Below are 11,900 nucleotides of genomic sequence, written 5' to 3'. Positions count from 1 at the left end.
AGGGGAGTTATGACTGATATTAAGATTACTCAATAATAAACAGCGGTTCACCAAACTCTACAGGCTGCCCGTTGGATACGAGAATTTCTTTGACCACGCCACTGTGATCAGCTTCAATTTCATTCATCAGTTTCATGGCTTCGATGATACACAGAGTGTCGCCGGCATTAACGGTTTGCCCCACTTCAACAAACGGTGCAGAAGTCGGACTTGCTGCCCGGTAAAAAGTTCCGACCATCGGTGATTTCATCGCTTTGCTCAGATCAGGACCGGCTGCCGGTACGGCTGCTGCGGGAGCAGCTTCTGCCGGAACTGCTGCTGGTGCAGCCATAACAGCCGGCTGTTGTTGTACTGGTGCAGAATATACTGGCTGAGCAGCAGTAGTGCGGGTAATGCGTACCTTTTCCTCACCTTCAGTCACTTCGATTTCAGCAATGCCTGACTCTTCTACCAAATCAATGAGTTTTTTAAGTTTACGTAAATCCATATTATGAACCCTTGTGTGATTGGACCTGATCGCAATAGGTATTAGTGTTGGCGATCTGTCTCTTGAATGTATTCAATTGCGCGGTGTAACGCTGCCTCATAACCGTATACGCCCAGACCACAGATTACCCCCATGGCAATATCGGACAGATAGGAATGGCGCCGGAACGCTTCGCGTGCATGTACATTTGAAATGTGTATCTCAATAAATGGTTTGCCGGCAGCTGCAAAAGCATCACGAATGGCTACGCTGGTATGAGTAAATGCACCCGGATTAATAATAATAAACCGGGTATCATCAGTTAATGCAGCCTGAATGCGTTCTGTCAGAACATGTTCGGCATTACTTTGCAGTGTTTCCAGTGTTAGGCCGGCTGCCTGTGCCTGTACAAGCAGTTTCTGATTAATGTCTGCCAGTGTGGTATGGCCATATATATGCGGCTCCCGTAACCCTAAAAGATTCAGATTGGGGCCGTTTAAAACCAGAATTGAGGCACTCATAAATTAATTGTTTATCGCAAAATTGCGCCATTTTTGCCGAAAATGCGCGCAAATGTCCAGTATTTTCGTAAAAATTCACTATATAAACTACAACTGTTTTCCCGTATAATAGTCTGGCAGCCTTATTTTGCGTGCTTAATAAACTGATAAGCCGGATATTTAAACTGTGGCTGATAAGGGTAATATGCTACTGCTTCGCAGTCTGTGCAAGCCGGCTTATAATATGTCTTTTGCCTTTTTCGGGCACATATACATGCATATTAATGATTTTGATTTTGATTTGCCACCGGAACTGATTGCCCAGCATCCTCCGGCTGAGCGCGGCAGTAGCCGTCTGCTGGTGGCTTTGCCCGGGCAGTCTCCGGCAGACAGTGAATTTATCCGGCTGGCAGATTATGTGGCAGCCGGTGATGTTCTGGTATTTAACAATACCCGTGTAATGAAAGCCCGCCTTTTTGGCCGTAAAGCCAGTGGCGGTCAGATTGAAGCATTGATTGAACGAGTGCTGGATAACCATACTGCTCTGGCGCATGTGCGTTCGTCTAAGTCGCCCAAACCGGGTACAGAACTGATTTTCGAAGGCGGATTACATGCACAGATGCAGGCGCGACAAGGTGAGTTATTTGTACTGCATTTTTCCGGCGACAAAACTGTATGGGAGCTACTGGAAGCTCACGGCCATTTGCCATTACCACCATACATTACCCGTTCGGCTGATCACGACGATGATGAACGCTATCAGACGATTTATGCTAAATATGAAGGAGCAGTAGCTGCCCCTACCGCCGGTTTGCACTTTACCGATACTATTTTGCAACAATTGCGAGATAAAGGCGTGCACCTGACCGAAGTAACTTTACATGTGGGTGCAGGCACCTTTCAGCCGGTGCGGGTAGAAAATATTGCTGAACATCATATGCATAGTGAATGGTATGACGTGAGTGAGGAAGTTGTAGCAGAGATTGAAGCGGCACAGGCGCGAGGAAATAAAATCTGGGCGGTAGGCACAACAGCAGTTCGCGCACTGGAGTCTGCAGCACGCAGCGGAAAATTACAGGCAGGCCAGGGCGATACCAATATTTTTATTACGCCGGGCTATGAGTTTAAGGTAATTGACCGCATGATTACCAACTTTCACCTGCCTAAATCAACTTTACTCATGCTGGTAAGCGCATTTAGCGGTTATGATGAAATTCGTGCCATTTACCAGCATGCCATTGGTGCCGGATACCGCTTTTTCAGTTATGGCGATGCCATGCTGCTGGGTAATCTGGCAAAAACAAAAACAGAATAAGATATAAGGAACATAACATGAGAATGTTGCATACTATGCTGCGAGTAGGTGATCTGGATAAATCACTGGCGTTTTATCAGGATGTGCTTGGTATGAAACTGCTGCGACGGGAAGATTTTCCCGGCGGACGTTTTACTCTGGCTTTTGTCGGCTATGGTGAAGAATCTGACAGTACCGTACTGGAATTAACCTATAACTGGGATACACCTACTTATGATCTAGGTACAGGATACGGACATATTGCTATTGAGGTAGATGATGCTTATGCTGCCTGTGATGCTGTGCGCGCTAAGGGCTGTCGTGTAACCCGTGAGGCCGGACCCATGCAGCATGGCACTACTGTCATCGCATTTGTGGAAGATCCTGATGGCTATAAAATTGAATTCATTCAGAAGAAGAAATAAGTTCGCAGCATTATATTGATTATAACTGTGGCAGACTGAACTGCGATCAGTATCTATATCCTGACAGATGGTTTATAGCCATCTGTTTTTGTTCCAATGGAGTTTTGATTGCTTGACGCTGATTCAGACTGCCTATTATGATGCCATTATTCATATGCTTATTTATGCATCCGTTCGGGACGACCCGGCCGGTAGATTCTCACGCAGGACGGCCTGCATCAGCCTTAACAGGAATCATTATGGCTTGGGTGTCATTATTGCTGGCCGGCATACTTGAAATAGTCTGGGCAATTGGTCTTAAGTATTCACAGAATTTTACTAAATTCACTCCGAGTATCATTACATTGGCTGCTCTGGTTGGCAGCTTTCTTCTGCTGGCACAGTCCATGCGTTCATTACCGGTAGGTACAGCTTATGCAGTCTGGACTGGTATTGGCGCTGTTGGAGCAACCATTGTCGGTATCATTGCTTTTAAAGAACCGGCTGGTGCCATGCGTCTGATTAGCCTGACACTGATTATTGCCGGTATTATTGGTCTGAAACTGGGCGCACACTAAATTCATACTGTCCGGTAAGTTATAATATCCGCTTATTAAATTTATATTAAGCCGGATTGTATTGCAAAGCTGGACATTTATATTAAATAATGATAATAATTATCATTATTTAATAATTTAAAATTCAAGGGGTAATTCAGTTATGAAAAAAATAATAACGCTGGCTGTGGCATCGGCTCTGATGATGGGGTTAAGTGCCTGTCAAAGCACTGCACCGTCAATTAACCTTACTCAGGCTGGCGAAGAAATTAAGATACCGGTACAACCGCAAAAAATTGTTGTGATGGATTTCGGTGCTTTAGATACGCTGGATGCGCTGGGTGCCGGCAACCGCGTTATTGCTGCGCCGGTAAGTAATATTCCGGCTTATCTGCAACAATATCATAATGCACGGGTACAGGATTCAGGCAAAATGAAGGAGCCGAATATTACCGGTATTAAAGCTGCCAGTCCGGATCTGATAATCATGAGCGGAAGGCAGAATAATTTCTATAAAGATTTAAGTGCCATTGCACCTACACTCAATTATTCAGTTAATGCCGGTGAAAATTATTATTCTGCGGTCAAGAATCAGATCAGATTGCTGGGGAAAATTGCCGGCAAAGAAGTACTGGCGCAGGAGCAGTTGAATGCACTGGATTTAAAAATGGATGCAGCCCGTCAGCTCGCGCAGCAATCCGGTAAAAAAGCCATCGTGGTATTACATAATGATGGAAATGTGATGCTGATGAATCAGGGTAGCTATGCTGCGCTGATATTCGATGAATTACATGTAAAACGGGCTGTAAATGCCAATGCTCTGCCTGTACCGGATAAAGCTGAAAATGGCCGGCCGGCACGTATAATGGTTGATAATCAGTTTATTGCTCAATATCATCCGGATATTATTTACGTTGTTGACCGCAGTAAAGCAATAGGCAATACACCGATGCGCAGCGATTATTTTGATAATAAAGTTATGCAGAATGCAGGTACACAAATCGTTAATCTTAGTGCTGACTTGTGGTATTTATCCGGCAACGGGCTGGAAAGTCTGAACCGTCAGATTGATGAAGTTATCCGGCCGCTGAACAGCATGAATTAAATTTTGTTCTTGTCACATTATAGCCAGCCGTTATTACTAATGGCTGGCTTTTTTATTGAAAACAGATAATAGCCTATCCTGATAATAAACATTATTGATAAAGACATATTATATGTAAATGTAATTGTTAAATTTTTTAAATAAGACACAAATAATGACCTGAATAAAGGTTTTATTGCTGTGTTTTCGATAATATAGTGGTTGTAAACAACAAAAAATATTATCTTCTGATAGTTATGGGTTAGGCAGGCAGTCTATACTGATTAACTCAGAGCAAATATATCAGAGCAGACAAATATTTACAGTTAAAACTATTTTACGGCACCTTCCTCGGAAAGGAATAAGAATGAAGATAGGTATTCCACGCGAATCTCTTGCCGGTGAAACCAGAGTAGCGGCTACGCCGAAAACCGTTACCCAGCTAATTAAATTGGGGCATGAAGTTGTTATTGAGCATGATGCTGGTAAGGCCGCCAGCTTGTCTGACGGTTTGTATCAGGAAGCAGGCGCAACAGTGGCCGATGCAGGCACTGTCTGGCAGTGTCCGCTAATATTTAAGGTAAATGCACCGAATAAAGAAGAAATTGCCGCCATGCAGTCCGGCACGATACTGGTCAGCTTTATCATGCCGGCGCAGCAGCCAGAGCTGGTACAGCAGTTACAGGCGAAAAAAATTACCGTACTGGCAATGGACATGGTACCGCGGATTTCACGTGCACAGGCAATGGATGCATTGTCGTCAATGGCTAATATCAGTGGCTATCGGGCGGTAATTGAAGCTGCTGAAAACTTTGGCCGTTTCTTTACCGGCCAGATTACTGCTGCCGGTAAAGTTCCTCCGGCAGAAGTGCTGGTGATAGGTGCAGGGGTGGCTGGTCTGGCCGCTATTGGTACAGCCCGTCAGCTTGGTGCCGTGGTTAATGCATTCGATACCCGCCCTGAAGTTGCTGACCAGATTGAGTCTATGGGTGGTAACTTTCTGCAACTGGACTATCAGGAAGAAGAAAGCAGTAGTGGTGACGGCTATGCTAAAACCATGAGTGCTGCTTATATTGAAGCAGAAATGAAACTGTTTGCCGAACAGGCCAGACAAGTTGACATTATTATTACAACTGCTGCGATTCCAGGAAAACCTGCTCCCAAACTGATTACCCGGGAGATGGTAGACAGTATGCGTGAAGGTTCGGTAATCGTGGATCTGGCCGCTGCTACCGGTGGTAACTGCGAATATACCGAACCCGGTAAAATTATTACTACAGCCAATGGGGTGAAAATAATTGGTTATACCGATATGGCTAACCGTCTGGCCGGCCAGTCTTCACAGCTTTATGGCACAAATCTGGTTAATCTGGCACGCCTGCTTACACCAAATAAGGATGGTGAGCTGGCATTAAACTTCGAAGATGTGATTATCCGTAACATGACTGTTACTCATGAAGGCAACAGCATGTATCCGCCACCACCGATTCAGGTATCCGCCGCGCCGAAAGCCGAGCCGAAAGCTACAGCTCCGGCTCCTGTTGCGACAGCACAGCCGGCATCAGCAAACAAAAAAATCATCTGGGCAGCAATTGCAGTCATACTGATGTTGTGGATAGGTGCGGTTGCTCCGGTAGCTTTTCTGAATCACTTCATGGTATTTGTACTTGCCTGTGTAGTGGGTTACTTTGTGGTATGGAACGTGAACCACGCCCTGCATACCCCGTTAATGTCGGTAACTAATGCCATATCGGGTATTATTGTAGTAGGTGCATTGCTGCAAATCGGGCAGGGACATGGTTTTGTATCGTTGCTGGCCTTTATTGCAGTAGCGATAGTCAGCGTTAATATCTTCGGTGGCTTTGCTGTTACCCGCCGTATGCTCAATATGTTTCGTAAATAAGGGGGAAACGGTATGTCTCAAGGTATCGTAACTGCTGCATACATCGTTGCTGCAGTATTGTTTATTCTGAGTCTGGCCGGACTCTCACAGCAGGAAAGTGCCAGACGTGGCTGTTATCTGGGCATAGCAGGTATGGCTATTGCGCTGATTGCTACGGTTTTCAGTGAAAATGCGCATGGTCTGGGCTGGGTGATTATTGCCATGGTTATTGGTGGTGCAGTGGGTCTGCAACAGGCTAAGAAAGTGGAAATGACCCAGATGCCGGAGCTGATTGCTATGCTGCACAGCTTTGTCGGATTAGCTGCCGTACTGGTGGGTTTCAACAGCTATATCGACCCTCATGATGTAGACTCAGACATGTTCACCATCCATCTGGTTGAAGTATTTCTGGGGGTATTTATTGGTGCAGTAACCTTTAGTGGTTCATTAGTAGCATGGGGAAAACTGAATGGTAAGATTGCCAGCAGCCCCCTGCAACTGCCACACCGGCACCTGCTCAATCTGGGCGCACTGGTATTGTCATTTTTACTGATGCTGTGGTTCGTAGGTGTTGGCGGTTCCGGTTTTGCCCTGATTGTCATGACTTTGATTGCACTGGTATTCGGTTATCATCTGGTCGCTTCGATTGGCGGAGCAGATATGCCGGTGGTCATTTCCATGCTGAATTCTTATTCAGGCTGGGCTGCTGCTGCTGCCGGTTTTATGCTTGATAACGATTTACTGATTGTTACCGGTGCATTAGTCGGTTCGTCCGGTGCGATTTTGTCATATATCATGTGTCAGGCGATGAATCGCAAATTTCTGTCTGTAATTGGCGGTGGTTTCGGCTCAGCGCCGCTAGCCGCAAACAGTGACAATGTACCAGCCGGCGAAGTTCAGGAAATCAAACCGGAGCAGGTAGCAGATACACTGAAAAATGCACATAGCGTCATTATTACGCCGGGATACGGTATGGCGGTAGCTCATGCACAAAATGCAGTGGCCAGCATTACCGCCAAACTGCGCCAGCAAGGTATTAATGTCCGCTTCGGGATTCATCCGGTAGCCGGACGCCTGCCCGGACATATGAATGTATTACTGGCTGAAGCAAAAGTACCTTATGATATTGTACTGGAGATGGACGAAATCAATGATGATCTCAGCGATACTGATGTGGTACTGGTGATTGGTGCCAATGATACAGTCAATCCGGCAGCAGTAACCGATCCGAATAGTCCTATTGCCGGTATGCCGGTATTGCATGTCTGGGAAGCCAAAAACGTGATTGTATTTAAACGTTCCATGCAATCCGGTTATGCAGGTGTAGATAATCCACTGTTTTATGAAGAAAATGTCAGAATGTGTTTTGGTGATGCCAAAGCTACGCTGGATGAAGTGGATAAAAATATTTAACAGTGAAAAAACAGTCTGGTCATTTACCAGACTGTTTTTTATTAAAGCTCGATCAATACAAATCTTAAGAAATTCAAAATAAATCTGGATATTATCCTATCTGCTAAAAATTACAGAATGTTATTTATTGGATAAAGAATCACACCTTTCCATTTTCCGCCAATTAAATTCATTGCCAAATTAATTGGTCTGTGAACATCAGGCATTATCTAATCAGCGCTTGGGTAATACTACCGGACAAAAATCGGAATCTGTACGGATAAGCGGGCCGCCAACTGCATCTACTGCAATAGGTATTGAAGCAAAAATACCCGGTATCAGGGTTTTCCCCTGTTCATCTTTTACGCCCCCCAGCGTTTCTGCAATTGCAGATGGTTTACCGGGTAAATTCAGAATAAGACTATTGCCACGCAGTACCCCTACCTGACGCGATAAAATAGCAGTAGGAGTGAAATGCAGACTAATTTGCCGCATTAATTCACCAAAGCCCGGAATTACCCGGTCGGCTACTGCCAGCGTTGCTTCCGGAGTTACATCGCGTAAATAAGGGCCGGTGCCGCCGGTAGTCAGAATCAGAGGGCAGGCATCTTCATCGGCAAGCTGAGTCAGAATACTTTCAATAAGTGGCTGTTCATCCGGAATCAGGTGCTCAACAAATTCCAGAGGATTCAATACCGCACGCTGTAACCATTTTTTCAGTTCAGGCAAACCCTGATCCGTGTAGACGCCAGTAGAGGCCCGGTCACTGATAGAAACCAGACCAATTTTTAATAAAGACAATGTATCCATTTTCAGAGCTCATCCAGCATTACAAAGACAATTATTGTAATATAGACCCTTTAGCCTGTCAGTGAAGCAAGATGAATTCAGACGAGTTAACACATTTCAATAACCGTGGCGAAGCTCATATGGTAGATGTGGGAGCCAAACCGCATAGTAAGCGCATTGCCATTGCAACTGGTATTATCAGTGTCAATGAAACTGCGTTTAATAAAATACGCAATGGTGACAGTAAAAAAGGGGATGTGCTCGGTATTGCACGAATTGCCGCAATACAGGCATCTAAACAAACCAGTAATTTAATACCTTTATGCCATCCGATAGCACTTACCCGGGTTAATGTTGATTTCAGTCTTGATGATGAAAAACGCAGTATTACTATTTGTGTACAAACAGAAAATACGGGGCAGACCGGAGTTGAAATGGAAGCATTAACTGCTGCCAGTGTCGGACTGCTTACTATTTATGATATGCTCAAGGCAGTAGATCGCAGTATGATTATCAGCAATATCTGTCTACAACACAAAGAGGGCGGTCAGTCCGGTACCTGGCATCGCCAGTCCTGATACTGCTAAAATAAATATAAACGAATAGTCACTGAAAAATAAAATAGTTGCCTGAGCAATTTAGTCTTAGAAATATTCTGTCAGTGACTTTAAATAAGCAAAGTTACTAATAATAAAATAGCTATGGTAATAAACTGTACTCAAACCGTCTATAACATTGAAGATAAATTGTCTTAGATCCTATTCTGCTACAGATGGATTGCATCAGTATTATCATTAAATCCAGCAAAGCCAATCTGTAAGTCACCTAAATTAATTCTCTGCTATTTGAAAGCTTCGCCTGTCTTCTCGTATCTAATTTAATTATTATTAAATACAAAGCGTGTTGATTAAACAGAACGCTGAATAAAAAATTTCCGCTTATCTGAATCTTCAAATTTATACTGATAATGAGTTAATAGTTTGATTTCGCTATGATTTATCTATGCATTTGTAGGTTGTAACTTGATTTATAGTTACACATTAAAAAATTAATATAAAAAGTGAAGTGTTAACTTTATATATACTTTTTAGTTATAATAAAAAAATTTAATAGTATAATCAAAATCAATGAAAAATAAATGAATTTGCTGTTTTTGTTTACAATTTAATTTTCCAAAAAAATTTTGGAAGTTTTATTTGTATATTAAAGAAAATTTTAGTATTGGAAATATAAAACTATAAATATAAATATAAATTTACTGATTGAAATTTATTTAAAAATTAATCAAAAATTAAGTTTTAAAGGGTTTTTATGGAGGTTTATTTTAAGAGTATTTATTTTGAAATAATAGTAAAATACTATATGTTTAACAAAAAATTCACATATAATGACTTGAAAAATATTGCTTTAGGTTAAACAATTGTTTCAGAAAATGTGATATTTTATTTTATTTGGTCAATTTTTTTATACAAAAAAAGTACAAAGACACGAAGTCACCCATTTTCTGGCATTTCCTTGCGCATGACAAAATGGTATTATTCATTCAGTGCCAAGCAAGCAAAGTGAATGTTTAGCCAATGTACGTTATTTAATATTAAATGCAATACTGTAAGTGAATAGTATTGCATTAACGTTAAAAATTTAACGTTAAATTTAATTATATTAAAGTAATTAGTTAATGCTCCTAATATATTTACATACTAAATTATATAGTAAAAGTTATATTTTGCAAGTTTTAATTTAAATAATGTACCAAAATGTTGCTTTTTTATAATTTTAAAATTGTAAATTATTGTTTGCAAATATATTTTAAATTTGACCTTACATATTTTTTATTTGAAGGTAATTCCCATATGGAAAATTTTAACGTCGGCTTTGCCTCTAGAATGCAGGAAGTAGTAGATATTCTGAAAAGTGTTTCTGAATTAGCAAGAAGAGTAGGGGTTGCTTATCCGACTGCATCTAAATGGGTTAAAGATGGTGCGGAACCAGGTGCCGAAAATTTAATTAAAATAGCTGATGCTGCACAGGTAAATCTATTATGGTTAGCAAAAGGTGAAGGACCTAAATTTGAAAAGGACAGAGAAAATAATCAAAAAGATTGCTATGCAACGCTGTCCAATCCTTTATCTGTGAATACCGGTGCTCACCTCAGTGAAAGCAGTTGTGATTATGCCGGCCGCTCAAATGAAATATATGCCGGAGATTATGCATTTATTCCAGAGTATTCTTTGCAGAATTCATATGAAGTCAATGCAAGTGAGAGTAATGTTTTATGCACATTTGCATTTAATCGTATCTGGCTGAAAAATATCCTGAATGTAGATCCGCAAAAACTGAGTACCTTTATTATCAAAGATGACAGTATGGCCGGAATACTTAATCACGGAGATCATGTACTGATTAATCATGATAAAAAAGAAGGTGGTGATGGTCTGTATGTATTGCGTATAGGAAATAATATACAGGTTAAGCGTACACAGCTGAAACCGAATAATCAATTACTGGTTACTTCTGCTAATAAAGAATACGAAGCATTTACTATTGATCTGAATAATCCTGAGGAAAATTTTGAAATCATTGGTAAAGTAGAATGGTACTGCAGAAAAATCTGAATGGTACTGATAATTCCGGCATTGAAATGAGGTGTTATTGTCTGACTCAATTTATATGGCGGTATTAATACACAATCAGATCATTACCGGCAAAATCTCTGTAAGCGGATTAAAACAGACAAACTGCTTTATTTTTTACTTTTAATACTTATAATACTCAGTATTATTTATTTTATTCAATCAAATATACAAAATTGGCAAATGTATTTTCATTTTGTTATTTATACTGAATTTAGCGTAACTGGCTGTCTTTGCTGCCACGCCGGTTATATAAACTGAATGTTTTCTGCATTTCCTTATCGCGTTCGGCCTGACAGTGAACACAAAAACGAACACCCTGAATAGCCTGACGACGTCCGATAGGAATTGCTTCGCCACATTCTTCACAAAATTCTGCGCTTTCATCTGCTGTATCTATTTGCTGGCGAACATGATTGATGGCATCTTCTATTGTGCTTTCAATCTGCTGATTTACCGCATCATCTGATGCCCAGCCGCCGGCCATAATAAACTCCTTCAAAATAATAGGTTATTAATATGGAGTTATATTGTCTTATTTCAATATATTACTGATTAATATAGATATTTATTGATAATGTAAAGAGGGGACGAATCTGGATTACTGGATTTTTATGATCAAACATAAAGTTAATCATTGAAACGGTTTTAATATTTTACTTTGAAAATAATCAATCTGCTTTATGAATGGCTAATTAGAAAATAAAAATTTATATTCTGAAATTATTTTTCTATTATATTTTGCTTACTTACGTGAATAAACAATTTTCACCTGTTATTTGGCATATGAAATACAGATTCGGATAAAACTTAAATTAATCTATCTAAATCATAATTTTATTTACCTGTAAATGGATTGCAATATGCGCTATGGTTTTATAGACTGATTTTGATTTCTC

The 11,900-nt window shown here is 41.1% G+C and carries 12 protein-coding genes; 8 read left to right on the top strand and 4 right to left on the bottom strand.

Translation table 11 applies throughout. The annotated features are described in order from the left end of the window. Positions 1 to 25: 25 nt before the first annotated feature. Together accB and aroQ are read right to left on the bottom strand one after the other, a co-directional pair. On the bottom strand, positions 26 to 487 hold the full coding sequence (accB, locus tag SALWKB2_RS08155; protein WP_025331183.1) for an acetyl-CoA carboxylase biotin carboxyl carrier protein: 462 nt from the start codon (positions 485 to 487) through the stop codon (positions 26 to 28). A gap of 41 nt (positions 488 to 528) precedes the next feature. Continuing rightward, positions 529 to 987 carry a type II 3-dehydroquinate dehydratase gene (aroQ, locus tag SALWKB2_RS08150; protein ID WP_025331182.1) on the bottom strand — a complete coding sequence of 153 codons (459 nt, stop codon included), beginning with the start codon at positions 985 to 987 and terminating at the stop codon, positions 529 to 531. Between the two features lie 253 nt (positions 988 to 1,240). Here aroQ and queA point away from each other — a divergent pair, with 253 nt between their 5' ends. The 6 genes from queA (at position 1,241) to pntB (ending at position 7,600) form a co-directional block, all read left to right on the top strand. Next, on the top strand, positions 1,241 to 2,281 hold the full coding sequence (queA, locus tag SALWKB2_RS08145; RefSeq protein WP_025331181.1) for a tRNA preQ1(34) S-adenosylmethionine ribosyltransferase-isomerase QueA: 1,041 nt from the start codon (positions 1,241 to 1,243) through the stop codon (positions 2,279 to 2,281). Positions 2,282 to 2,298: 17 nt separating this feature from the next. After that, positions 2,299 to 2,685 carry a lactoylglutathione lyase gene (gene gloA, locus SALWKB2_RS08140; RefSeq protein ID WP_025331180.1) on the top strand — a complete coding sequence of 129 codons (387 nt, stop codon included), beginning with the start codon at positions 2,299 to 2,301 and terminating at the stop codon, positions 2,683 to 2,685. A gap of 239 nt (positions 2,686 to 2,924) precedes the next feature. Then, entirely contained in the window at positions 2,925 to 3,242 is a 318-nt protein-coding gene (sugE, locus tag SALWKB2_RS08135) for a quaternary ammonium compound efflux SMR transporter SugE (protein ID WP_025331179.1), read from the top strand. A 142-nt stretch (positions 3,243 to 3,384) separates the two neighbouring features. Further along, a complete protein-coding gene (locus SALWKB2_RS08130; protein ID WP_025331178.1) occupies positions 3,385 to 4,326 on the top strand; it encodes a siderophore ABC transporter substrate-binding protein in 942 nt (313 codons plus the stop codon). A gap of 346 nt (positions 4,327 to 4,672) precedes the next feature. Beyond that, positions 4,673 to 6,208 carry a Re/Si-specific NAD(P)(+) transhydrogenase subunit alpha gene (locus tag SALWKB2_RS08125; RefSeq protein WP_025331177.1) on the top strand — a complete coding sequence of 512 codons (1,536 nt, stop codon included), beginning with the start codon at positions 4,673 to 4,675 and terminating at the stop codon, positions 6,206 to 6,208. A 12-nt stretch (positions 6,209 to 6,220) separates the two neighbouring features. Continuing rightward, positions 6,221 to 7,600 carry a Re/Si-specific NAD(P)(+) transhydrogenase subunit beta gene (pntB, locus tag SALWKB2_RS08120; RefSeq protein WP_025331176.1) on the top strand — a complete coding sequence of 460 codons (1,380 nt, stop codon included), beginning with the start codon at positions 6,221 to 6,223 and terminating at the stop codon, positions 7,598 to 7,600. Between the two features lie 213 nt (positions 7,601 to 7,813). On the opposite strand, the gene mog is transcribed toward pntB, so the two are convergent. Beyond that, positions 7,814 to 8,389, bottom strand: a complete 576-nt coding sequence (gene mog / locus SALWKB2_RS08115) for a molybdopterin adenylyltransferase (RefSeq protein WP_025331175.1) — start codon at positions 8,387 to 8,389, stop codon at positions 7,814 to 7,816. 71 nt (positions 8,390 to 8,460) lie between these two features. On the opposite strand from mog, the gene moaC reads away from it, so the two are divergent. Both moaC and SALWKB2_RS08105 read left to right on the top strand, forming a co-directional pair. Continuing rightward, complete coding sequence (moaC, locus tag SALWKB2_RS08110) at positions 8,461 to 8,946, top strand: cyclic pyranopterin monophosphate synthase MoaC (RefSeq protein WP_025331174.1); 486 nt, start codon at positions 8,461 to 8,463, stop codon at positions 8,944 to 8,946. A 1,275-nt stretch (positions 8,947 to 10,221) separates the two neighbouring features. Beyond that, complete coding sequence (locus SALWKB2_RS08105; RefSeq protein ID WP_038649681.1) at positions 10,222 to 10,983, top strand: XRE family transcriptional regulator; 762 nt, start codon at positions 10,222 to 10,224, stop codon at positions 10,981 to 10,983. 232 nt (positions 10,984 to 11,215) lie between these two features. Here SALWKB2_RS08105 and SALWKB2_RS08100 read toward each other — a convergent pair whose 3' ends face one another. After that, on the bottom strand, positions 11,216 to 11,488 hold the full coding sequence (locus SALWKB2_RS08100; protein ID WP_025331172.1) for a DksA/TraR family C4-type zinc finger protein: 273 nt from the start codon (positions 11,486 to 11,488) through the stop codon (positions 11,216 to 11,218). Positions 11,489 to 11,900: the final 412 nt, after the last annotated feature.

It is taken from the genome of Snodgrassella alvi wkB2, from assembly GCF_000600005.1.
In the GTDB taxonomy this organism is placed as follows: domain Bacteria; phylum Pseudomonadota; class Gammaproteobacteria; order Burkholderiales; family Neisseriaceae; genus Snodgrassella; species Snodgrassella alvi.
The sequence above is the reverse complement of the archived record's forward strand: the minus strand, read 5'-3'. Positions and strand labels throughout refer to the sequence as shown.